We start from the raw sequence: 21,041 nt of genomic DNA, 5'->3' as shown, positions 1-21,041 counted from the left end.
GGTAGTGCCGGCCGCTGGCCTGCAACCTGCAGCCCTGTGATTCCCCGGGATTGCCGGCCAGCGGCCGGCACTCCCATGGGGGGGGCACGCGACGTGTCGTATTGCCGTATTGGATCACGTGGCCGTGGCGCGGGCGGGGCTATCGTGCGTCCATACGGCCTTGCGGATCGGGGGATGCATGCCGGTAGTGCTGGCGCTGCTGTATGTGCTGTGCCACGGCCTGGTCGTGGCCCTGTGGCCTGGCCCCGCCGGGGTCGGCTCCTTCGTTTTCCTGACCGGCGCCCCGTTGCTGGCGGCGGCCGCCTGCCTGTGGCGGGCCCGCCGCGACCGCGCGGCACTGGGGTGGCGCGCCACGGCATTGGCACTGCTGCTGTGGGCCGGCGGCATGGCGTTCAACATGATCGACGCCTTGGGCGCCGGGCGTGCTGATTTCACCCCGCGCGCAAGCCTGTTCCTTTACGTGCTGTATGGCGTGCCCCTGGTGTTCATCCTGGCGCGGGCACGCCGCGAGCGTCTGAGCATCAGCCTGATCGACGCGGCGATGGCGGCGCTGCTGGGTGTGCTGTTCTTCGTGCACACCGCATCGTTCGCCGCCCGTGTCGACATCGACGCCCATGCGATGTCCAACATGCAGCGCATGTTCGACATCCAGAACCTGTGTATCGCCGCGTTCGCCGTGGTGCGATGGCTGGCCGGCGACGTGCCCGAACGGCGCAGGTTCTTCCGCGCACTGGCGCTGTACGCACTGGCCTATCTGCTGGTGGCCTACTACATCAACCACTACACCTCCGATGATGCATTCGGTGCGTTCAACGATCTGCTGATCGACGTACCTTTTCTGCTGATCGCCTGCCTGGCGCTGGACACGAGGCCGGACACAGGCACCACGGCACACCCGCGGCTGGCGAGGACGGTGCAGGCCGCCGGTCCGATCATCCTGCCATTGCTGCTGCTGGTGGTCGGCACGCTGGTGGTCGATCATGCGCGGCCGTTGGCCGTTGCCGGCTTCGTCGTAGCCACCCTTGGCTTCGGCCTGCGCAGCGTCCTGCTGCAGACCGATCTTCTGGAACGCCAGGCAGCACTGGATCAACTGGCGCGGCAGGATGGCCTGACCGGCGTGGCCAACCGCCGCGAGTTCGACGCACGGCTGACGTCCGAGTGGAATCGCGCACGGCGCAGCGGCACCGAGCTGGGCCTGCTGCTGGTGGATATCGACCACTTCAAGGCCTTCAACGACCAGCACGGCCATCCGGCCGGTGATCGTTGCCTGCAGGCGGTGGCCGGGGTGCTGAAGGCCATAGCCGGTCGCGGTGGTGACAGCGTTGCGCGTTATGGCGGTGAAGAGTTCGCCGTCATCGTGCCCGGAAGCCCGTTGTCGGGCGTGCTGGCGCTGGCCGAGCGGCTGCGCGAAGCGGTCGAAGCGCTGCCATTGCCGGAAGGCCCGGTCAGCATCAGCGTCGGCGTGGGTTACCTGCATCCGCCGGCTCTGGCCAGTGCCGATCAGTTGCTGGCAGACGCCGATGCCGGCCTGTATGCCGCCAAGCGGGCTGGCCGCAACCAGGTGATCCTGCATGCGCACGTGCTGGATGACGAGGGCAGCACGCACGGAACGATGGACTGCTGAGCAGCTCTCTGCATGCGATCACACGGGGGGCGCGACGGCTTATCGCTGCCGCAACCAGCCGGTCGGATCGAGCAGCCTCAGCCCGACCGGTGACAACGAGCGCTGGCGCAACGGCAGGTTTGCCGCCTGCACGGCCATCGCACAGCGCGCCAGCTGCTGGCGCAACGGTGCCAGCGTGTCATCTTCGCGCGGGCGTGCATGCCGCCACTGGGCGATGCGCAGCAGGCAGACCAGCAGGTCCAGTTCGCTGGCCGCGATGAACGGTGAGCCAGCGGGCAGCAGGTCGATCGGGGCGGTGGGCGTGGCCAGCAGCGGCAGCAGGCCGACGAACGCGTCGCAGCCTTCGGGATCAATACCGAGGCTGCTCAGCTGGGCGAGTCCATCGGCCTGTTGATCAGGATCGTGCAGCTGGCGTATCGCCGCCAGCAGTGCCTGTTCGCCGCGGCCGAACTGGCGGCCGAAGGCGCGGTAGTTGACGCGGGTGGGAAACAACGGGGAACGGGAGGCCATGGTTGCTAGGGTTGTGGGTCGCGGGTTTCCACCAGCACGGGACAGGGCGCGTGGTCGATGGTCCATTGCCCGATCGAGGGTTCGAACAGGCGTTCCAGGCGGGACAGGTGGCGGTGGCCGATGACGATCAGGTCGCACTTCAGGCGCCGGGCCTGCTCGCTGATCACTTCGCCCGGGTCACCCGAGGGAATCTGCGCGATGGCGTCGACGCCGCGCTCGCGCAGCTCGGCCAGGGCTTCGGCCAGCACCGCTTCGGCCCGCGAGCGCTGGCGGGCGGCTTCCGGGTACTCGATGCGGTCGGCTTCGCTGGCATCGGCCGCCAGCGCGAATTCGGGGTCGAGCACGCACAGCAGGTGCAGGCGGCTGTGGGGGCCGGCGATGGCTGCGGCCAGGTCCAGCACGCGTGCGTGCTGGGGGCCACCGTCCAGGGCGACCAGCAGGGTATTGAACATGGATGTCTCCTTGGCAGGCCGGGGATGGTCGCCGATGTCACTGCGCGCACCCATGCCGTGCGCGGCAGTCAATGAATGCGTAAAACGCAATCGACTGTGGTTACAAGTGTCGTAGAGTCATCTGATTTACTGGAGACTGTCATGCCCCTGCCGGACCTGAACCTGTTGCTGGCACTGGACGTGCTGATTGACGAATGCAGCGTGGCCGCCGCCGCGCGGCGGATGAACCTGAGCGCGCCGGCGATGAGCCGTACCCTGGGCCGGATCCGCACCGCGCTGGGCGACCCGGTGCTGGTGCGTGCCGGCCGCGGTCTGGCCCCCACGCCCCGCGCGCTGCAGCTGCGTGAGCAGGTCCGCGATGTGATCGAGCAGGCCCACCGTGTGTTCAACGCCGGTCGCGAGATCGACCTGCGCACCCTGGAGCGCACCTTCAATGTCCGCGCCAATGATGTCTTCATCGGTGGATTCGGCGGACGCCTGCGTGAACTGTTCCGCCAGCAGGCGCCGCGCGCGGTGCTGCGCTTCGTGCCCGAGGGCGATACCGACGACGACGCGATGGCGCAGGGCCGGATCGACCTGTACATCAGCACCGCCGGCAAGCATGCACCCGATACCAAGGTGCAGAACCTGTTCAGTACCTCGTTCATGGGCGCCGCGCGCGAAGATCATCCGTTGTTCGATGAGGAGATCAGCGCCGAGCGTTTTGCTGCCTGCGACCACATCGCGGTGTCGCGGCGGGGGCTGCCGCGTGGCCCGATCGATGACGACCTGGCCACGCTGGGCCTGCAGCGGCGGGTGGCGCTGATCAGCCCGACCTTCCACGGCGCGATCTTCGCTGCCGCCGAGTCGGACCTGATCCTGCCGCAGATGCCGAGCGTGATGCTGGAGCGGATCGTCAGCATGCGCCTGCCGCTGCGCCTGTTCCCGCTGCCGATCCCGGTGCGCACCGCCGCCATCGTCCAGGCCTGGCACCCGCGGCTGGACAACGATGCTGCGCACCAGTGGCTGCGGCGCTCGATCAAGACCATGTGCGAAAGCGCAGGGGAGGCTCCGCGCTAGCGCAGGGGAGGCTCCGCGCTGACACTTTCATGCGTGCGCGTGACGCACGCCTGGGATGCGGGTTGCGCCATTTTTCGCAGGGTACCAGCTCCCTAGACTGCGCTCCCCGGAGTTTCACTGAGCGCATTCCAATGACCCCCAACATGCCGTGCACTGCACGGATCGGTGCCCGGCGATGAGTACGCCGGCCGCCGCTGTCCTGGCCGCTGCTGCGCCCCGTCCTGCCGCCGCCCCCGGGCTCGACCGCCGCGTTCTGGTCGGCCTGTGTGGCGTGCTGCTGGCGGTGCTGGTGTCGGGCTTCAACGAGAACATCACCAAGGTCGCCCTGGCCGACATCCGTGGTGCGATGGGTTTCAGCGTCGATGACGGCAGCTGGATCGTCGCCCTCTACAGCGCGATGTCGGTCAGCGCGATGGCCTTCGCCCCGTGGTGTGCCGCCACCTTCTCGCTGCGCCGCTTCGCGCTGGCGATGATCGGTGGCTTCATGGTGCTGGGCGTGCTCTGCCCGCTTGCGCCGAACCTGCAGGTGTTCCTGCTGCTGCGCGCGCTGCAGGGGCTGTGTGGTGGTGCGCTGCCGCCGCTGCTGATGAGCGTGGCACTGCGCTTCCTGCCGCCCGGCATCAAGCTGTATGGCCTGGCGGGCTACGCGTTGACCGCTACCTTCGGCCCGAGCATGGGCACGCCGCTGGCCGCGTTCTGGGTCGAGCAGGTGGGCTGGCACTGGGCGTTCTGGCAGATCGTGCCGTACTGCCTGGCTGCCATGGCGATGGTCAGCTGGGGCCTGCCGCAGGACCCGCTGCGGCTGGAGCGTTTTGCCCAGTTCGATGGCGTGGGCCTGGCGCTGGGCCTGCCGGCGCTGGTGCTGCTGGTGCTGGGCCTGGTGCAGGGCCCGCGCCTGAACTGGTTCGACTCGCCGATGATCACCCTGATGATCGGTGGCGGCGCCGGCCTGATGGTGCTGTTCATGATCAATGAATGGTTCCACCCGCTGCCGTTCTTCAAGCTGCAGCTGCTGGCCAACCGCAACCTCAGCTACTCGCTGGTGACGCTGGGCGGCGTGCTGTTCGTGCTGCTGGCGGTGATCTCGATTCCCTCCGGATTCCTGGCCAGCGTGCAGGGCTACCGGCCATTGCAGACCGCACCGATGCTGCTGTGGGTGGCGCTGCCACAGGTGATCGCACTGCCGTTGGTGGCGGCGTTGTTGAACATCCGCGCAGTGGATTGCCGCTGGGTGCAGGCCACCGGCCTGGCGATGCTGGCGCTGGCCTGCTGGCTGGGCTCGCACTTGGATGTGGCCTGGATCCGCGACAACTTCCTGTGGGTACAGCTGCTGCAGGTATTCGCCCAGCCGATGGCGGTGTTGCCGCTGCTGATGCTGGCCACTGGCGGGCTGGCACCGCAGGACGGTCCGTTCGCTTCGGCGTGGTTCAACACGGTCAAGGGCTTTGCTGCCGTGCTCGCCAGCGGCGTGCTGGATGCCGTCGCCCAGGGCCGCCGTCATTTCCATTCCACCGTGCTGGTCGACCGCCTTGGCGAGCAGCCGTGGCTGGCCGAGGGCCCGCAGCTGGGCGCGCGCCTGCATGCACAGGTGCAGGCGCTGACCTCGGCCGACCTGTACTGGGTGGTCGCGCTGGTGGCGCTGGCCTTCATTCCCCTCATTGCCTGGATGCCCACCCGCATCCATCCGCCACGTGCCGTGGCCTGAACCTTTCGCAGGAACCCCCTCATGACGATCAATCGAACCACCCTCAACACCGGCCTGGGCCTGGGCGTGCTGGCCCTGGCCGTCGGCGCGTGGCTGCTGCTGCGCGATGGCGGCCACCAGACCACCAACAATGCGTACGTGGTGGCCGACTACACCCTGGTAGCGCCGAAGATTCCCGGCTTCGTCAGTGCTGTGGAAGTCGAGGACAACCAGTCGGTGAAGGCCGGTGATGTGCTGGCCCGCATCGACGACCGCGACTACCAGGTCGCCCTGCAGGCGGCCCGTGCCGACCTCGCCAATGCCCGTGCACAGCTGGCCAATGCGCAGGCCGCACTGGCCCAGCAGGACTCGTTGATCGCGCAGGCCAGGGCCAGTGTCGATGTCAGCCGTTCCGAGCTGACCCTGGCCAGTGCCGACCAGCAGCGTTACCGCGAACTGGCCCGTGACGGCGCCGGTACCGTGCAGAACGCGCAGCAGGCGCAGTCGAAGCAGGCCGTGGCCAGTGCGCATCTGCAGCAGGGCCAGGCCGCGCTGTCGACCGCACGCCAGCGCACCGACATCCTCAGCGCGGGCGTGCAGGCTGCACAGGCGGCGGTGCAGCGTGCGGAAGCGGCGCAGGCGCGCGCCGAACTGGATCTGTCGCACACCGTGCTGCGCGCACCGATCGATGGCATGGTCGGTCGCCGCGCGGTGCGCGTGGGTGCCTACCTGACGCCGGGTACGCCGGTGGCCGCGGTGGTGCCGCTGAAGCGCGCCTTCGTGGTCGCCAACTTCCAGGAAACGCAGATGACCCGCATGCAGGCCGGCCAGCAGGTCGAACTGAAGGTGGACGTATTCCCGGGCAAGCCGCTGCGCGGGCACATCGACAGCATTGCACCAGCCACCGGCGTCACCTTTGCTGCAGTCGCACCAGAGAACGCCACCGGCAACTTCACCAAGGTGGTGCAGCGCATTCCGGTGAAGATCGTGCTGGAGCCGGGCCAGCCGCTGCTGGACCAGCTGCGTGCCGGCATGTCGGTGGAAGCCAGCGTTGACCTGGGCAGCCGCGCGCGCGCGCAGAGCGTGCAGCACAGTCCGGGCCACAAGAGCGGGGAGGGCGCATGAGCGCAGTCACCGTGTTCCGCACCTTCGTTGCGGCCAGCCTGTGCACGGCCTTGGCTGCCTGCACGATGGGGCCGGACTTCGTACGCCCGCAGGCGGAACTGCCCAGCCACTGGCAGGGTGAGGCCGTCGCCGGCAACGCCATCGACCAGGACGCGGCCTGGTGGGCCGGTTTCGACGATCCGCTGCTGGGGCAGCTGGCCAACCAGGTGCTGGCGGCCAACCTGGACCTGCAGCTGGCGGCCAACCGCGTGCAGCAGAGCCGTGCTGCACGCGGCATCACCGCCGCCGATCGCCTGCCCAGCGTCAGCGCGAGCGCCAGTGGCGTGCGTGCACGCAACAGCGAGGTGGGCCTGAATGATCCGTCCGGCAACGGCGGCCGTGATGACTACGGGCTGTTCCAGGCCGGCATCGGGTTGAGCTGGGAGCTGGACCTGTGGGGGCGTGTGCGCCGCCAGGTGGAAGCGGCCGACGCACGCGTGCAGATGGCCGAGGAGGATGCACATGCGGTGCGCATCGCGCTGCTGGCGGAAACCGCGCGTGATTACCTGCAGCTGCGTGCGACGCGGCAGCTGCTGGCGATCACCGAGGACAACCTCAGCATCGCCCACGACATGAAGCGCCTGACCGAGGCACGCCAGCAGCAGGGCGTGGCCAGCACGCTGCAGGTGTCCAGCGCGTCCGCGCAGGTGGCATCGCTGCAGGCCCGCATCGCGCCGCTGCGGCATCGTGAATCGCAGCTGCGCAATGCGCTGGCGTTCCTGCTGGCGCAGCCGCCGCAGGCGCTGGACGCGCAGCTGCAGGATGCACGCCGTGACTGGCCGGCGTTGCCGGCCGTAGCGGTGGGGTTGCCCAGCGAACTGGCCGAGCGTCGCCCGGACATCCGTCGTGCCGAAGCGGCACTGCATGCGGCAACGGCCGGCATCGGCGTGGCCAAGGCCAGTTTCCTGCCGCGCATCACCTTGAATGGCGACGCTGGGTTCCAGGCCAAGCAGCTGGATGATCTGGATGGCTGGAACGCGCACCGCTTCAGCATCGGGCCGTCCATCAGCGTACCGATCTTCCAGGGCGGGCGGCTGAAGGCCAACCTCGCGCTGAGCAGGCTGCAGCAGCAACAGTCGGCGCTGCAGTTCCGCCGTACCGTGCTGCAGGCATGGCACGAAGTGGATGACGCCATGGATGGCTACAGTGCCGAGCAGCAGCGCACGGTGCAGCTGCACGTGGCAGTGGATGAGAGCGAGACGGCACTGGGGGCGGCGCGCCGGCAGTACCAGGCCGGCGTGGTCGACATGCTGGACGTGCTGACCACCCAGCGCATCGCACTGGACAACCAGGCCGCGCTGGCCAACAGCCAGGCCACCGCCGCGATCGCGCGTGTAGAGCTGTACCGCGCGCTGGGCGGAGGCTGGTAGCGATAGGGAAACGCCGGGCCATGCCCGGCGGTTCGTCGGTAGTTGCCAACCTTGGTTGGCAGTTTTTTTGGAGCGCCAACCAAGGGTGGCGTCTACCAGAGCCCGTCGTGCGCCGGGCCACGTGCTGTGGACCCGGTGGACGCATCAACGCCGGTCCGCTACCTCGCCGTAAAACCAGTATTCCTGTTCCAGACCGTCATCGTGGTCGGTGGGAGGAATGCTGACCTGCACACCTCGCTCCTCAACGCCTTGGGGTAGGACGAGCTGCCATTCGGCGGAAAGACTGCGCGAGGTGATGGCGGTGACCTGGCCATCCGCTGTCGAGGCGACGTGGCCCTGGAAGTACGCTTCGTCCAGGTAAAGGCAAATCTCGCTGGAGAACATCCCTGGCTGGGCGATGCAGCAGGTTACCCGCACAGTAGCTTGTGAAGCGGGCCGCGACTGGATCAGATTTGCGCAGGCGCTGATGAGCGATTGGGCGCAGGCACGCTGGATTCTCAGGGTGGTGGCCGGGCCTTCGATCAGACCGGCTCGGGTCGGAACCTTGTAGTTCCAGTAGCGAGCTTGACTGCCCAACTCCTCTGGCGAGGGAAACGCACCACTGAAGCAGTCAGCCCAATGCTGCAGGTCGCGTAGTCGGCGTGGGGCATCGCGCAGCTTCTTCTCGCCGCGCGTACCCGGCCGGGTGATGGCATCTCTGTTTCTCATTCCCACAGTGTGCCAGCCACATGCGCGGCGGGTTGGAAAGCGCCAACCGAGGTTGGCATCTACCGGAGCAGCCCTCGGAAGCGCCGGGCCATGTCCGGCGGCGCGTCAGTAGTGGCCAACCTTGGTTGGCAGCCGTTTGTGCAAGCGCCAACCAAGGTTGGCGTCTACCAGAGCATGGTCATCGGCACCGGGTCGATCACGACACGGGCACGGTAGCGCCGGGCCATGCCCGGCGGGCGGGTGCCTCAACGCACGTCGCGCAGTTCCCAATGGTGGCCTGCCAGCAGGCGCAGGCGCTGCTTGAACACGTCACTGTCGATGCGGGTGGTGGCCACCAGGTTGATGCGCAGGTCCTTCTGCTCGCCGGTCACGGTGGCATCCGGATCGGTCACGCCCCACTGCGGTTCCACCGCGTCCGGGTCAGGCTGCTTGGCCTTCCAGCGCTCGAACAGGCTGCCATTGCGCAGCGCATCCTGCAGCTCTTCGGCGAAACCGGCGGCGCCCTGCGAATGGAAGGACAGGTCAGGGTCATTGCCGCGTGCCTTGGACGGGTCGGGCAGGCTGATGTGGTACTGCGCAGGCATGGAGTTCTCCTTGAAGTGCGGGAAGACTGGCATAACCGCGGTGGAATCGATGTGCAGATCCGCGCCGCGTCGGGGCCTCACTCGAACCGATGCGGCCCATCGGCGAAGCCCACGGTGACCGCGCCCTTGCCGACGTTGACCATGCCGGTCAGGCTCATCACCGATTCGTACACGGTCACGCCATGGCTGGCGCAGACCTCTTTCAGCTGTGCATAGCCGGGCAAGGTGCGCAGCTCTTCCAGCTCACCGCCGTAGCTGACGCACACCGTCGGTGTCATCAGCCCGGCGCGTACGCGCTGGCCAACTACCGCGAACAACTTCTGCACGGCGTTGTCGAAGCCCTTGATCTTGGCCACCGGTCCGGTCTCGCCGCGGTAACCGTGCAGCACCGGCTTGATGTCCAGCGCACTGCCCAGTGCGGCGCTGAGCAGGCCGACACTGCGGTCGCCCTTGTGCCGCGCACGCGCGCGCATGTAGTACAGGTCACGGGTGACCATGTAGCCGTGCACGTTGCTGGCCAGCTCCTCCAGCCGCTCGCGGATCTGCTGCACGCTGGCGTTGCTGTCGCGTAGGCGCACCGCTTCCACTGCGGTCACCGCCTGCGCGGCGAACAGGTTCTGGGTGTCGAGCACGCGCAGCGCGAACGGCGAGTTGTAACCCGCCGCCTGCCGCACCGGCTTGTAGTCGTTGAGGATGGCGAAGCTGGCCTGCAGCGCGTTGTCATGGATCGGGCTGCGGGTCTTGGTGATGGTCATGCAGAACACGTGGTCGTAATCGATCACCAGCTGCTGCAGGAACAGGTCGCGGATCTGGTTGACGCTGAAGGGGATGGTTTCCGCTTCAGCACCGTGTTCGGCCACGTGCGCGTGCAGGAAGCTCAGCGTGGCCTGTTCATCGCGATGATCGGCCAGCACCGCTTCGCCGATGCGTACGGTGATCGGCAGCAGCACGATGTTGTGGGTGGCGATGAAGTCCGGCGGCAGGTCGCAGGCCGAGTCGACGACGATTCCGATGCGCATCCGCGGCTCCCCCTCCAGGGCGGTTGTAGGTTCGGAAACGTGAAATCTATCTCAAATCCCAGCCAGGCGCGCGAGGGAAACGCGCCACGCCCTGTTCAGCGACTGCGCTGCACCACCACCGGCAGGGTGGCCAGGCGCAGCCATTCGGGCTGCCGCAGCAGGCCCGGATCGGCCAGCACCGCCGCCATCAGCGGGTGCGCGTCGTTGCCCCAGAACAGCTCCTCATCGATAGCCAGGGTCGGCACACCGAACACCCCGGCGCCAATTGCGGCCTCGGTGTTACGGCGCAGCTGCTCCTTCACCGCCGGGTCGGCGATGGCGCTGGCGACATCGTCAATACCCAGCTGTGCGGCCGGTTCGCGCAGGGCGTCAGGGCTGTCGGCCGCGTTGCCGTCGCGCCAGATCCAGTCGAACAGGACGTCCACCGCCTGCACGCTGGCACCGGCGGCCAGGCACAGGCGCAGGGCGGGCAGCGGGTTGAACGGATGGCCGGGCGGGAATCGCAGCGGTGTGCCCTCGGCCTGCGCGGTCCACAACAGCTGGCGGTAGATGAAGCGGCGCTTGGCCGGAATCTCGGCCGGCCCGAGGTTGCCCAGGTGATGCAGCACCGCACCGAAGGCGATCGGCACGGTCTGGATCTGCGCGAACTGCGGCAGCTGCTTCAGCTTCTGCCAGTGCAGGTAGGAGTAGGGCGAGATGAGGTCGAAGTACCAGCGCAGTGTCGCCATCGGTGTGTCCTCGTGTGCGGTCAGGGCTGCGCGTTGCGCTGCAGGTAGCGGTCACGCAGTTCGGTCTGGCGCGAGCGCATCGGCATCGCACGGCCGCCCAGCCAGACCTGCTCGGCATAGTGCGCCACGTCCAGCGGATCGCCCTCCCACAGCACCAGGTCGGCGCGCTTGCCGGGATCGATGCTGCCGATCTGGTCGGCCACCCCGAACGCCTGTGCAGGCACCCGGGTCAGGCCGGCCAGGCCATCGGCCCACGGCAGGCCGTTGGCCACCGCGTTGCCGGCCAGCTGGCGCATCTTGCGCGCGTTGTGGGTGGCGTCGCCGCGCTGCACGAAGGAAACCGCCACGCCGGCACGCTGCAGGCGCGCGGCGTTTTCCAGGGTGGCGCCGATCTGGTCGAAGCTGGCCGGCAGGTTGGCCAGCACGTCAACGAACACCGGCACCTGTGCGGCGGCCAGCTCCGGCGCGACCTGCCAGGCTTCGCTGGCACCGGCGATGGCGATCTTCACCTTTTCGCGGGTGGCCCAGCGCAGCAGCTGGCGGATATCGGAGGCGCGATCCACCTCCACCACGATGCGGCCCTGGCCGGCCAGGTAGCGACTGAGTGTGCGGCGTCCGGCTGGCGTCAGCAGCGCGTGCGGCGAGTCCGCAGCCACCTGTCCGCGTGCTTCGTCGATCATCTGCTGCAACAGCATCCATTGCGCGGCGCGCGAATGCCCGGTCAGTTCGGAGGCGGCCGCGCCGATGCGCAGGAACAGGGCACGCGGGCCGATAGGATCGGTGCTGCCATCGAGCCGCATCACGCCGCCCTGGCCGGCCACGAAACCACCGCCGGTGGCAGCGCCCAGCGCGGTGAAGCCGATGCCTTCCAGGCGCGTGACCGGAATCAGCACTGAGGCCGGGTTGTAGGCGAGGGTGACGTCGAATTCCGGCCGCAGTGGCTGCTCACCGAGCTTCAGCGAACTGTCCACCGTGCTCGATTCACCGGAAACTTCTTCGATGCCAGTCTCGGTGATGCCACCGAACAGTGCCGGTGTCAGGGGACGGCCATTGGCCTCGACCACGCTGGCGCCGGCCGGCGCCGACAGGCCGTTGCCCACCGCGCGGATGATGCCGCCCTGCACCAGCACATCGGCGTTCTGCAGGCTGCCACGTGCGCTGGCGGTGTGCACCGTTGCGTTGCGCACCAGCAGGTCCTGCGCCGATGCCGTGGTTGCCAGCAACAGCAACGCCACCACGGTAGCGCCGGGCCATGCCCGGCGACGCTTGTTCAACACGCCCATCAGCGCACCTCCTGGCCAAGCTGGAAATCGGAACGCGGCGTCGCTGCCGGTGCACTGCGGTCGTACAACCTGCGGCCATCAATGAAGACCTGCTCGGCCAGCGCGTACGAGCTGAAGGGATTGCCGTTCCAGACCACCACATCGGCCATCTTGCCGGCCTCCAGGGTGCCGGTCTGGCCTTCAATGCCCAGCGCCTTGGCGGCGTTGGCGGTCATCCAGGTGATGGCGTGTTCGGGTGTGATCTCCGGCATGCGCGCGCGGCGCGCGGACGCCATCACCTTGGCCGCTTCCTGGTTCAGGCGCTGGATGCCTTCGGGTGAGTCGGAGTGGACGATGGCGCAGCTGTTCTTCGGCCGGTCGACCAGCGCGATGTTCTCCGGGATACCGTCGAAGGCTTCCATCTTGAAGCCCCACCAGTCGGCCCACAGCGCACCGCAGACGCCGTCGGCGGCCAGCCGGTCGGCCAGCTTGTAGGCCTCCACGCCGTGGTGGAAGGCGGCTACCTTGAAGCCGAATTCCTTGGCCAGATCGAGCATGGTGGCCATCTCGTCGGCGCGGTAGCAGTGGATGTGCACGCGGATGTCGCCTTCGATCGCACCGGCCAGCGTGTCCAGCTTGAGATCGCGCTTGCCGCCGGCATCACCGGCGCTGTCGCCCTTGTCGCTGCCGAACCAACCCTTGCGCTTGGCCGGCTTCGGCTTGTTCTTGGCGATGTAGTCGGCGGCATCGATGAAGGCGGCGCGGTAGCCGGCCACGTTGCCCATGCGCGTGGCTGGGGTCACGCCCTTGCCTTCGCCATAGACCCGCTTGGGGTTCTCGCCGCAGGCCATTTTCAGGCCCCAGGGTGCACCGGGGAACTTCATCGCCTGGTAGGTCACCGCGGGTACGTTCTTGAGGGTCACGCCGCGGCCACCCACCAGATTGGCCGAGCCCGGCAGCACCTGCATGCTGGTCACGCCGCCGGCCAGCGCGGTGGCGAAGCCCGGGTCCTGCGGCCACACCGAGTGTTCGGCCCAGACGTTGGCGGTGACCGGCGCGGTCATCTCGTTGCCGTCGCTGTGCGCGCCGACGCCGGGGCTGGGGTACACGCCCAGGTGCGAGTGGACGTCGATCAGGCCGGGGGTGACCCACTTGCCCTGCGCATCGATGCGGGTGACACCGGCATCGGCCTGCAGCTGGCGGCCGACGGCGACGATGCGGCCCTCGCGCAGCAGCACGTCGGCATTGTCCAGGCGCTGGCCGGTGCCGGTCAGCACGGTGGCGTTCTGGATCAGCACCGGCGCATCGGGATGCGCCTGGTAGGTGCTGGGGTAGGGATCGGCGACGAAGCGCGAGGCGCCCACCGCCGGAGCCGTGCTCAATGAAAGCAGTGCCAGGGCTACCCCGGCGCGCAACAACGTCGATGCCATGCAGTTCCCCTTGCAGCTGGTCCAACCGTCGACGCTAGCCCGGAGGCGGCGGGCTTGCCAAGTGACCTTCTTCACAGGCCTGTCGACGGTGGCTCGACGGCACCGGCCGGGTGGCTGAAAATACCCGGTCTCCCGCCGTACCGGACTGCCCATGAAGAGCAAGCAGGAAATCGTCGACAACTGGCTGCCGCGCTATACCGGCGTACCGCTGGACCAGTTCGGCCAGCACATTCTGCTGACCAACTTCGGCGGCTACCTGCATACGTTCTCCGAGCTGACCGGCGCGCCGGTCATCGGCCTGGACCGGCCGATGGCCAGTGCCACCATCGATGGCATCACCATGATCAACTTCGGCATGGGCAGTCCCAATGCCGCGATCATCATGGACCTGCTGTCGGCGGTGATGCCCAAGGCGGTGCTGTTCCTGGGCAAGTGCGGTGGTCTCAAGCGCAAGAACCAGCTGGGCGACCTGGTGCTGCCGATCGCGGCGATCCGCGGCGAGGGTACCTCGGGCGACTACCTGCCGCCGGAAGTACCGGCGCTGCCGGCCTTCGCGCTGCAGCGTGCGGTTTCAACCATGATCCGCGACCTCGGCCACGATTACTGGACCGGCACCGTCTACACCACCAACCGCCGGGTCTGGGAGCACGACGAGGCCTTCAAGGAGCGGCTGCGGGCAATGCGCTGCATGGCCATCGACATGGAAACGGCCACGGTGTTCGCCGCCGGCTTCGCCAACCACATCCCCAGCGGCGCGCTGCTGCTGGTTTCGGACCAGCCGATGATCCCGGACGGGGTCAAGACCGAGGCCTCCGATGCCAAGGTCAGCTCCCAGTTCGTGGAAAACCATATCCAGATCGGCATCGAGGCGCTTAAGCTTATCCGGCGCAACGGCAAGTCGGTCCGCCACCTGCGCTTCGACGAATGATGATGAAGGCCGGGCGCGGGGCGTCCGGGCCTGGGAGTAGGTAATGGACGTTGCCGCGCAAGTGGTGGAATTCTGGAAGGAGGCGGGCCCTGCGAAGTGGTTCGCCCGCGACGACGCGTTCGACGCGCAGTTCCGCCAGTTGTTTCTGGATGAGCATTTCGCCGCCGCTTCGCGCGGGCGCGAGCATTGGCTGGGCAGTGCCGAAGGGGCGCTGGCCCTGATGCTGCTGCTGGACCAGTTCCCGCGCAACTGCTTCCGGGGCACTGCCCATTCCTACGCCACCGATGGCCTGGCCCGGCATTACGCCATGCGTGCCATCGAGGAGGGCCTGGACCTGCAGCTGGTGCCGAAGCTGCGCGCCTTCATCTACCTGCCGTTCGAGCACTCCGAGGATCCGCTGGACCAGGACCGCTCGGTGGCGATGTTCGACGTGCTGGGTGACAAGGAATACCTGCAGTACGCCGAACTGCACCGCGACATCATCCGCCGTTTCGGGCGCTTCCCGCATCGCAACGCCGTGCTGGGCCGCATCCCCACGCCGGAAGAACTGGATTACCTGGCCGAAGGCGGGTTCGCCGGCTAAGAAAAAGGGGACGGAGGGGATTAAGTCGTTTGAGGCACAAACGACTTAATCCCCTCCGTCCCCTTTTTCAGTGCCGATCAGTACTTCGGCACGCCGTTGTCGACGTCTTCCGACCAGGCGTTGATGCCGCCGGTGACGTTGAACACCTTGGTGAAGCCCAGGGCGCGGAACTGCTCGGCGGCCTGCGCGCTGCGGCCACCGTGGTGGCACATGAAGGCCAGCGCGGTGTCCTTGGGCAGGGCTTCCAGCGCGGCGCGGCCGTTGCCGTCGAAGCTCTTGAACGGTACGCCGACGGCTGCGATGGCGCGCTCGTCGGCCGGGCGCACGTCCACCAGGGTGATGTTGCCGGCACGCACCAGGTCGTCGGCATCACGCACGCTGATTTCCTGCACCGGCTTGGGCGCATTCGGGTTGTCGATGGCCAGGCCCTTGCCGCGGATGTCGTCCACCCAGTCGATGGTGATGCCGTTGGCGCGACGGGCGCTGGCCAGGTCGAACTGCACGCGCAGGCCGTTGGACTCGGCGGCAATCGCGCCTTCGTCGTGCGGGGCCAGCTGGAAGTTCGGCTGGAAGCCGGCGTCGATGCTCAGCTGCAGGGCGGCACCCGGGGCGTCGGCCAGCGCGCCCTTGAGCATTTCCACGGCAGCCGGGGTGACGTTGATGCTCGGCGGGGTACGGTCCGGCGCGGCCAGGCCCAGCACGCTGCTCAACTCGCCGCTGGCGGCCATCTGCAACACGATGTCGCTGCCGCCGACCAGTTCGCCGTCGATGTACAGCTGCGGGATGGTCGGCCAGTCGCCGTAGGCCTTGATGCCTTCACGGATTTCCTGGTCGGCCAGCACGTTGACGTGGGCGAACTCGACGCCGAGGTCCTGCAGGGCGCCCACGGCCTTGGCCGAGAAACCACACTGCGGCATCGACGGCTGGCCCTTCATGAACAGCACGACGCGGTTGGCGTTGAGGATGGATTCGATGCGCGAACGCAGGGCGGGATCGAGGGACATGGACGTCGGGTTTCCGGGAATTCGAATCATCAATTCTACCCCTCATGGCATCATGGGGGATGAGCAACGCAGGAACATTGCATCGCATCCCGACCCGGCCCTGGCGCTGGCTGCCCCGGCTGGTGGCGTCGCAGTTGGTCGTGATCCTGGTATGGGTACTGGCAGGCTGGAAATGGGGCCTGCCGCTGATGGTGGCCAGCCACGCGCTGTTCATGGTGCCGATATTCCTGCCCAACAGCCGCTTCTATGCGCCGGTGCTGAGCCGACTGCCGGAGGCCGGCAACACGGTATGGCTGACCATCGATGACGGCCCCGGTCCGGAAACCCGTGCCGTGCTCGACCTGCTGGACCGCCACCAGGCACGCGCCACCTTCTTCCTGGTGGGCGAACGTGCGCTGGCGCAGCCGGAACTGGTGCAGGAGATCCTGCGCCGTGGCCATGACCTGGGCAATCACAGCCACAGCCATCCGCAGGCGCGCTTCTGGCGGCTGGGCCCGGCGGCGATGCGCGCCGAGATCGAGGGCTGCCAGCATGCCCTGCAGGCGGTAAGCGGCCAGCCGGTGCGCTGGTACCGCTCGGTGGTGGGCATGACCAATCCGTTCGTGGCGCCGGTGCTGCAGCGGTTGGGGCTGGTCCGGGTAGGCTGGAGCGCGCGCGGCTACGACGGCGTCGGCTGCACGCCGGACGGCGTGCTGGCACGGCTGCTGCCAGACCTGTGCCCGGGCGCGATCGTGCTGCTGCACGAAGGTGCCGCCCATGGGCACAACCTGGTGATCATCGAGCGCGTGCTGCAGGCGCTGGACGAGCGTGGGCTGAAGGCGCAGCTGCCGGCCGGATAACCGGTAGCGCCGGGCCACGCCCGGCGAGCGCAGCGGCATGGATGGAATCCGCCGGGCATGGCCCGGCGCTACCGGATGCGGTGCGCCACCAGCAGCCAGCTGTTGAACGGGGTACGCCCGTGCAGCGGCCGGGGCGACGTCACCTGCAATCCGGCCTCGATCAATGTCGCCTGCAGCACCTGCGGATCGGGATAGTGGCGCGGTCGTGTGCCCATCCAGCCGATCAGCCAGGCCAGCCGGTCGGCCACCCGTGTGGTGCGGTCGCGGCCATCGCCGGTGGCCAGCGGTGTACGCAGCAACAGGCAGCCGCCGTGGGCCACCTGTGCGCTGGCCGCGCGCAGCAGGGCCTGCTGTGGGCCCGCGTCCAGATACTGAAGCACGTCCAGCAGCAGGACGTGCCCGGCCTGCGCCGGCAGCGGCGCCTGCACATCCACGCAGTCGAAGCGCACGTCCTGCAGGTCGGCGGCAGCACGTTGCGCGCGGGTGATCTTGCCGGCATCCACGTCCACGCCCAGGTAATGCTGGGTACCGCCGCGCTGGCGCAGCACATGGGCGAACAGGCCCAGCCCGCAGCCCAGGTCCAGCACCGGCTGCCCATCGTCAGGCAGATGCTGCAGCACGCCGTCGTACAGCGGATCGCTGCCGAGCTTGCCGCGGGTGTAGTAGTAGTCGCGGCGGCTGCCCCAGGCCTGCGCTGGCCGGAATGCTTCTGCGATCAAGCGGGCCTGCGGGGCGGTCAGGGGCGTGCAGGGCAGGGGCGGGCCGTTCCGTGGCGTGCCGTCCATCGTCTCAGTCCGTGCCGCCAAGCAGATGCGCGGCCACCGGCAGAGCGCGCGCGCTCCACAGCGCATACATCCGCGCTGAAGGATGCAGGCCGTCCTCGGCAATCATCGTCGGGTCTTCGCCCTGCGCGCGGCTGATATCGGTGATGTCGACGAAGGCCACGCCCTGCTGGGTGCTGATCACCTCGGCAGCCGCATTGAATTCGTCGGTCTCGATCTCGATCGTGGCCAGGTCGCGGCCACTGCCGGCGCCGAACGGGGTCGCACCCCAATCGGGGAAGGACAGCACCAGCACGCGGCCGGCATCACCGCCAGCGAAACCGATGGCCCGCTGCAGCAGCGCCTGGAACTGGCTGCGGTATTCGTCCAGCGGACGCCCACGGTACTGGTTGTTGACGCCGATCAGCAGGCTGACGAAATCGAACGGCCCCTGCGGCGCGGCCGCATCGATGCCTGCATCAAGTTCGTCGGTGGTCCAGCCGGTGGTCGCAATGGTCTGCGGATCGGACAGCTCAATGCCCTGCGCACGCAGCGCGGTGGCCAGCTGGTGCGGCCAGCGGCCTTCGACTGCAACCGCTTCACCGATGGTGTACGAATCGCCCAGCGCCAGGTAGGACAGGGTCACAGGTCAGGCCACCGAACGGCGCGGCTTCAGCGGCACGACCTTGGTCGCGTCCTCGGCACGGCGGGCCAGGGCACGGTCAATGCGCGCGAATACATCGCGCATCACCGAGGCTTCCGGCATCAGGGTCACGCGGAAATGGTGGCGGTAGGGCACGTTGAAGCTCGAGCCCGGCACCACCAGCACGCCCTCGTTGTTCATCAGGTCCAGCGCGAAGTTGTGGTCGTCGAAGCCCTTCGCCGCAGCGCCGACCACGGCCGGGAACGCGTACAGCGCACCGGCCGGCGCGACCAGCGACAGGTGTTCGCTGGCTTCGCAGGCTTCGATCACCGCACGGCGGGTTTCGTACAGGCGGCCGCCCGGCGTGCACAGCTCGGAAATGGTGTCCGGGCCGTTCACCGCGGCCTCGATGGCGTACTGGCCCGGCACGTTGGCGCACAGGCGCAGCGCACCGAGCAGGTCCAGCGCCGCGCGGAAGTCACCCAGGCGGGCATCGTCGCCGCTGAGGTGGGCCCAGCCCACGCGCCAGCCGCAGGCGCGGTGCACCTTGCTCAGGCCGCTGAAGGTCAGGCACGGATGATCACCGGCCAGCGGCGCGACCGGCTGGAACAGCGCGTCGTCGTACAGGATCTGGTCGTAGATCTCATCAACCAGCAACAGCAGGTTGTGGCGGCGCGCGATCTCCACCACGCGCTCCAGCAGTTCGCGTGGGTAGCTGGCGCCGCTGGGGTTGTTCGGGTTGATCAGCACGATGGCGCGGGTGCGCGAGGAAACCAGCGTCTCGATCTCGCTCGGGTCCGGCTGGAAGCCGTTCTCCGGTGCGCAGCGGTAGTACACCGGGCGGCCATCGTTGAGGATGGTCGAGGCCGACCACAGCGGGTAGTCGGGCGAGGGCACCAGCACTTCGTCGCCGGGATTGAGCAGCGCACGCAGCGACAGGTCGATCAGTTCGCTGACGCCATTGCCGAGGAAGACGCGGTCCGGGTGCGCATCGGGCGCGCCACGGCGGGCGTAGTAGCTGGCGATGGCTTCACGCGCGACCGGCAGGCCCTGCTGGTGCGTGTAGGGGTCGGTGCGGCCCATGTCGTCGGCGATCGCACGCTGAAGGTGCTCCGGCGCGCGGAAACCGAAGGCGCCGGGATTGCCGATGTTGAGCTTGATCAGCTTGCGGCCCTGCGCCTCCAGCTCCCGGGCTCGCCGCGCCAGTTCTCCGCGGATTTCGTAGCGCACTTCGGAAAGGCGCTCGCGGATGGCCAGGGGCTTGGGCGAGTTGGTGGACATGGGAGCTGGGCCGTCAAAAGGCATGGGGCTTCCATCCTACCGGAATTGCTGCAATGCATGGCAAGGGCTCCGGGCCCGTCATTGCTGGGCTGGCAGGGCGCCGGCACAGGTAGAATGGCGGCGATGACCCAGACCCCCGATTTCATCGCCCTGCAGACCATTGGCTGGCCCTGGCCGGGCCCGGCGCAGCAGGCCGACTGGCAGGCCGCGATGGCCGCACATCCGCAGGCCCGCCCGGCACGGGTGATCGAACAGCACCGCACCCACTACGTGGTGGCCGATGGCCCGGATGCGTCGATCAAGGCCGAGTCGCTGCCGGAATGGCAGCGCCCGCGCTTCCCCAGCCATGAACGGCCAGCGGTGGGTGACTGGGTGCTGCTCGATGGCATCCGCATCGTCGCCCTGCTGCCGCGGCGTACCGCGATCAAGCGCGGTGCGGCCGGCGAGCATTACCACCAGCAGGTGATCGCCGCCAACATCGATACGGTGTTCATCGTCTGTGGCCTGGATGCCGACTTCAATCCGCGCCGCATCGAACGCTACCTGCTGCTGGTCGGTGGTGGCGGTGCAGAACCGGTGGTGGTGCTGACCAAGGCCGACCAGACCGAGTACAGCGAGGATGCGCTGGCGGTGCTGGAAGAGCTGGAGATGCAGGGCATCGCGCTGCATGCGATCAACGGCCTGGATGCCGACAGCGTGGCGGTGCTGCAGCCGTGGCTGGGCCCGGGCCGCACGGTGGTGCTGGTCGGTTCCTCCGGTGCCGGCAAGTCCACGCTGACCAACACCCTGCTGGGCGAGCAGCGGATGAAGACCAACGCGGTGCGCGCCAACGATTCGCGCGGACGCCACACCACCACGCACCGCGCGCTGATGCCGCTGCCGACCGGCGCCTGCCTGATCGACACCCCGGGCATGCGCGAGCTGAAGCCGACCGGCGAAGAGACCCTGTCCGAGGGGGGGTTCGCGGACATCGAAGCGCTGGCCGCACAGTGCCGTTTCAACGACTGCAAGCACCAGCAGGAACCGGGCTGTGCCGTGCGTGCAGCGATCGAGGCCGGCGAGATCGAAGAGAGCCGGCTGCTGAACTACTTCAAGCTGAAGGAAGAAGTGGCCGCCGCTGCCGCCAAGCTGGCGGTGCGCCAGGCCGAGACCGCGCAGGAACGCGGTGGCAAGAAGGGCAAGGGCCAGCAGTTCCGCCCGGCAGGCAAGCCGCGCAGGCGTTGATCGGTATCGCGGGGGCGGATCCCATTGCACCGCAATGGGCTCTGACCCCAGCAATGAAACCCGCCTCTGCCTGCTTCGGGTGGATGCCAACTGCCCGCTCCTGGTAGGTGCCAACCTTGGTTGGCACGGAAGTATCCGAAGTCCGCCTTCGGCGGATGCCAACCAAGGTTGGCAGCTACCCGAT

At 68.1% G+C, this 21,041-nt stretch carries 21 protein-coding genes; 9 read left to right on the top strand and 12 right to left on the bottom strand.

From position 1 onward, the window contains the following. The first annotated feature begins 178 nt into the window (after nucleotides 1-178). Nucleotides 179-1,624 (top strand): GGDEF domain-containing protein, encoded by a 1,446-nt coding sequence (locus ACX9OT_RS00900; protein ID WP_071229623.1) that lies wholly within the window; start codon nucleotides 179-181, stop codon nucleotides 1,622-1,624. Nucleotides 1,625-1,663: 39 nt separating this feature from the next. Here the strand turns inward: ACX9OT_RS00900 and ACX9OT_RS00895 are convergent, their stop codons facing one another. Continuing rightward, on the bottom strand, nucleotides 1,664-2,134 hold the full coding sequence (locus ACX9OT_RS00895) for a hypothetical protein (protein WP_049400257.1): 471 nt from the start codon (nucleotides 2,132-2,134) through the stop codon (nucleotides 1,664-1,666). 5 nt (nucleotides 2,135-2,139) lie between these two features. Continuing rightward, complete coding sequence (locus tag ACX9OT_RS00890) at nucleotides 2,140-2,586, bottom strand: universal stress protein (protein ID WP_032129880.1); 447 nt, start codon at nucleotides 2,584-2,586, stop codon at nucleotides 2,140-2,142. Nucleotides 2,587-2,727: 141 nt separating this feature from the next. Between ACX9OT_RS00890 and ACX9OT_RS00885 the strand changes: the two genes are divergently transcribed. The 4 genes from ACX9OT_RS00885 (at nucleotide 2,728) to ACX9OT_RS00870 (ending at nucleotide 7,863) form a co-directional block, all read left to right on the top strand. Further along, complete coding sequence (locus ACX9OT_RS00885; protein WP_032129879.1) at nucleotides 2,728-3,645, top strand: LysR family transcriptional regulator; 918 nt, start codon at nucleotides 2,728-2,730, stop codon at nucleotides 3,643-3,645. Nucleotides 3,646-3,820: 175 nt separating this feature from the next. Beyond that, nucleotides 3,821-5,350, top strand: coding sequence for an MFS transporter (locus tag ACX9OT_RS00880; RefSeq protein ID WP_049462474.1), 1,530 nt, complete (start codon nucleotides 3,821-3,823; stop codon nucleotides 5,348-5,350). A 21-nt stretch (nucleotides 5,351-5,371) separates the two neighbouring features. Then, nucleotides 5,372-6,454 (top strand): HlyD family secretion protein, encoded by a 1,083-nt coding sequence (locus tag ACX9OT_RS00875; RefSeq protein WP_012481236.1) that lies wholly within the window; start codon nucleotides 5,372-5,374, stop codon nucleotides 6,452-6,454. Beyond that, a complete protein-coding gene (locus ACX9OT_RS00870; protein ID WP_049462471.1) occupies nucleotides 6,451-7,863 on the top strand; it encodes an efflux transporter outer membrane subunit in 1,413 nt (470 codons plus the stop codon). Before ACX9OT_RS00875 ends, ACX9OT_RS00870 begins: the two co-directional genes overlap by 4 nt. A 144-nt stretch (nucleotides 7,864-8,007) precedes the next feature. Here the strand turns inward: ACX9OT_RS00870 and ACX9OT_RS00865 are convergent, their stop codons facing one another. The 6 genes from ACX9OT_RS00865 to ACX9OT_RS00840 all read right to left on the bottom strand — a co-directional run bounded on the left by ACX9OT_RS00865 (nucleotide 8,008) and on the right by ACX9OT_RS00840 (nucleotide 13,594). Beyond that, complete coding sequence (locus ACX9OT_RS00865; protein WP_014038449.1) at nucleotides 8,008-8,571, bottom strand: DUF3916 domain-containing protein; 564 nt, start codon at nucleotides 8,569-8,571, stop codon at nucleotides 8,008-8,010. A 245-nt stretch (nucleotides 8,572-8,816) separates the two neighbouring features. After that, entirely contained in the window at nucleotides 8,817-9,155 is a 339-nt protein-coding gene (locus ACX9OT_RS00860; RefSeq protein WP_032129876.1) for a hypothetical protein, read from the bottom strand. Between the two features lie 77 nt (nucleotides 9,156-9,232). Further along, nucleotides 9,233-10,174, bottom strand: a complete 942-nt coding sequence (locus ACX9OT_RS00855; protein WP_049462469.1) for a DegV family protein — start codon at nucleotides 10,172-10,174, stop codon at nucleotides 9,233-9,235. 95 nt (nucleotides 10,175-10,269) lie between these two features. Next, nucleotides 10,270-10,902 carry a 2-hydroxychromene-2-carboxylate isomerase gene (locus ACX9OT_RS00850; protein ID WP_049462468.1) on the bottom strand — a complete coding sequence of 211 codons (633 nt, stop codon included), beginning with the start codon at nucleotides 10,900-10,902 and terminating at the stop codon, nucleotides 10,270-10,272. A 20-nt stretch (nucleotides 10,903-10,922) separates the two neighbouring features. Next, a complete protein-coding gene (locus ACX9OT_RS00845; protein ID WP_049462466.1) occupies nucleotides 10,923-12,185 on the bottom strand; it encodes an amidohydrolase family protein in 1,263 nt (420 codons plus the stop codon). Next, complete coding sequence (locus tag ACX9OT_RS00840; RefSeq protein WP_049462465.1) at nucleotides 12,185-13,594, bottom strand: amidohydrolase; 1,410 nt, start codon at nucleotides 13,592-13,594, stop codon at nucleotides 12,185-12,187. Before ACX9OT_RS00840 ends, ACX9OT_RS00845 begins: the two co-directional genes overlap by 1 nt. 151 nt (nucleotides 13,595-13,745) lie before the next feature. On the opposite strand from ACX9OT_RS00840, the gene ACX9OT_RS00835 reads away from it, so the two are divergent. Both ACX9OT_RS00835 and ACX9OT_RS00830 read left to right on the top strand, forming a co-directional pair. Next, the gene (locus ACX9OT_RS00835) at nucleotides 13,746-14,522 is read left to right on the top strand and encodes an AMP nucleosidase (RefSeq protein ID WP_005414446.1); all 777 of its coding nucleotides are present in this window, start codon (nucleotides 13,746-13,748) and stop codon (nucleotides 14,520-14,522) included. A gap of 43 nt (nucleotides 14,523-14,565) precedes the next feature. Beyond that, a complete protein-coding gene (locus ACX9OT_RS00830) occupies nucleotides 14,566-15,105 on the top strand; it encodes a DUF924 family protein (protein ID WP_006384394.1) in 540 nt (179 codons plus the stop codon). A 77-nt stretch (nucleotides 15,106-15,182) separates the two neighbouring features. Here ACX9OT_RS00830 and grxD read toward each other — a convergent pair whose 3' ends face one another. Further along, nucleotides 15,183-16,109 carry a Grx4 family monothiol glutaredoxin gene (gene grxD, locus ACX9OT_RS00825; RefSeq protein ID WP_049463668.1) on the bottom strand — a complete coding sequence of 309 codons (927 nt, stop codon included), beginning with the start codon at nucleotides 16,107-16,109 and terminating at the stop codon, nucleotides 15,183-15,185. Between the two features lie 59 nt (nucleotides 16,110-16,168). Here grxD and ACX9OT_RS00820 point away from each other — a divergent pair, with 59 nt between their 5' ends. Next, complete coding sequence (locus ACX9OT_RS00820; RefSeq protein ID WP_049463666.1) at nucleotides 16,169-16,948, top strand: polysaccharide deacetylase family protein; 780 nt, start codon at nucleotides 16,169-16,171, stop codon at nucleotides 16,946-16,948. 68 nt (nucleotides 16,949-17,016) lie between these two features. Here the strand turns inward: ACX9OT_RS00820 and ACX9OT_RS00815 are convergent, their stop codons facing one another. Genes ACX9OT_RS00815 through ACX9OT_RS00805 form a run of 3 tightly spaced genes read right to left on the bottom strand, consistent with a single transcriptional unit; the run spans nucleotide 17,017 to nucleotide 19,633 of the window. Continuing rightward, complete coding sequence (locus tag ACX9OT_RS00815; RefSeq protein ID WP_049400245.1) at nucleotides 17,017-17,733, bottom strand: class I SAM-dependent methyltransferase; 717 nt, start codon at nucleotides 17,731-17,733, stop codon at nucleotides 17,017-17,019. 4 nt (nucleotides 17,734-17,737) lie between these two features. Further along, nucleotides 17,738-18,355 (bottom strand): SGNH/GDSL hydrolase family protein, encoded by a 618-nt coding sequence (locus ACX9OT_RS00810; protein ID WP_049463665.1) that lies wholly within the window; start codon nucleotides 18,353-18,355, stop codon nucleotides 17,738-17,740. Nucleotides 18,356-18,358: 3 nt separating this feature from the next. Continuing rightward, nucleotides 18,359-19,633, bottom strand: coding sequence for a pyridoxal phosphate-dependent aminotransferase (locus ACX9OT_RS00805; RefSeq protein WP_049463664.1), 1,275 nt, complete (start codon nucleotides 19,631-19,633; stop codon nucleotides 18,359-18,361). 114 nt (nucleotides 19,634-19,747) lie between these two features. On the opposite strand from ACX9OT_RS00805, the gene rsgA reads away from it, so the two are divergent. Then, nucleotides 19,748-20,857, top strand: coding sequence for a ribosome small subunit-dependent GTPase A (gene rsgA, locus ACX9OT_RS00800; protein WP_032129866.1), 1,110 nt, complete (start codon nucleotides 19,748-19,750; stop codon nucleotides 20,855-20,857). Nucleotides 20,858-21,041 lie beyond the last annotated feature (184 nt).

The organism is Stenotrophomonas genospecies 3 (assembly GCF_054473855.1).
This window is presented reverse-complemented; position numbering and strand designations above follow the sequence as displayed.

Bases quoted from the DNA above. Each gene is read 5' to 3' on its own strand.
- ACX9OT_RS00900 (WP_071229623.1), top strand. From the start codon at position 179: ATGCCGGTAGTGCTGGCGCTGCTGTATGTGCTGTGCCACGGCCTGGTC.
- ACX9OT_RS00895 (WP_049400257.1), bottom strand. From the start codon at position 2,134: ATGGCCTCCCGTTCCCCGTTGTTTCCCACCCGCGTCAACTACCGCGCC.
- ACX9OT_RS00890 (WP_032129880.1), bottom strand. From the start codon at position 2,586: ATGTTCAATACCCTGCTGGTCGCCCTGGACGGTGGCCCCCAGCACGCA.
- ACX9OT_RS00885 (WP_032129879.1), top strand. From the start codon at position 2,728: ATGCCCCTGCCGGACCTGAACCTGTTGCTGGCACTGGACGTGCTGATT.
- ACX9OT_RS00880 (WP_049462474.1), top strand. From the start codon at position 3,821: ATGAGTACGCCGGCCGCCGCTGTCCTGGCCGCTGCTGCGCCCCGTCCT.
- ACX9OT_RS00875 (WP_012481236.1), top strand. From the start codon at position 5,372: ATGACGATCAATCGAACCACCCTCAACACCGGCCTGGGCCTGGGCGTG.
- ACX9OT_RS00870 (WP_049462471.1), top strand. From the start codon at position 6,451: ATGAGCGCAGTCACCGTGTTCCGCACCTTCGTTGCGGCCAGCCTGTGC.
- ACX9OT_RS00865 (WP_014038449.1), bottom strand. From the start codon at position 8,571: ATGAGAAACAGAGATGCCATCACCCGGCCGGGTACGCGCGGCGAGAAG.
- ACX9OT_RS00860 (WP_032129876.1), bottom strand. From the start codon at position 9,155: ATGCCTGCGCAGTACCACATCAGCCTGCCCGACCCGTCCAAGGCACGC.
- ACX9OT_RS00855 (WP_049462469.1), bottom strand. From the start codon at position 10,174: ATGCGCATCGGAATCGTCGTCGACTCGGCCTGCGACCTGCCGCCGGAC.
- ACX9OT_RS00850 (WP_049462468.1), bottom strand. From the start codon at position 10,902: ATGGCGACACTGCGCTGGTACTTCGACCTCATCTCGCCCTACTCCTAC.
- ACX9OT_RS00845 (WP_049462466.1), bottom strand. From the start codon at position 12,185: ATGGGCGTGTTGAACAAGCGTCGCCGGGCATGGCCCGGCGCTACCGTG.
- ACX9OT_RS00840 (WP_049462465.1), bottom strand. From the start codon at position 13,594: ATGGCATCGACGTTGTTGCGCGCCGGGGTAGCCCTGGCACTGCTTTCA.
- ACX9OT_RS00835 (WP_005414446.1), top strand. From the start codon at position 13,746: ATGAAGAGCAAGCAGGAAATCGTCGACAACTGGCTGCCGCGCTATACC.
- ACX9OT_RS00830 (WP_006384394.1), top strand. From the start codon at position 14,566: ATGGACGTTGCCGCGCAAGTGGTGGAATTCTGGAAGGAGGCGGGCCCT.
- grxD (WP_049463668.1), bottom strand. From the start codon at position 16,109: ATGTCCCTCGATCCCGCCCTGCGTTCGCGCATCGAATCCATCCTCAAC.
- ACX9OT_RS00820 (WP_049463666.1), top strand. From the start codon at position 16,169: ATGAGCAACGCAGGAACATTGCATCGCATCCCGACCCGGCCCTGGCGC.
- ACX9OT_RS00815 (WP_049400245.1), bottom strand. From the start codon at position 17,733: ATGGACGGCACGCCACGGAACGGCCCGCCCCTGCCCTGCACGCCCCTG.
- ACX9OT_RS00805 (WP_049463664.1), bottom strand. From the start codon at position 19,633: ATGTCCACCAACTCGCCCAAGCCCCTGGCCATCCGCGAGCGCCTTTCC.
- rsgA (WP_032129866.1), top strand. From the start codon at position 19,748: ATGGCGGCGATGACCCAGACCCCCGATTTCATCGCCCTGCAGACCATT.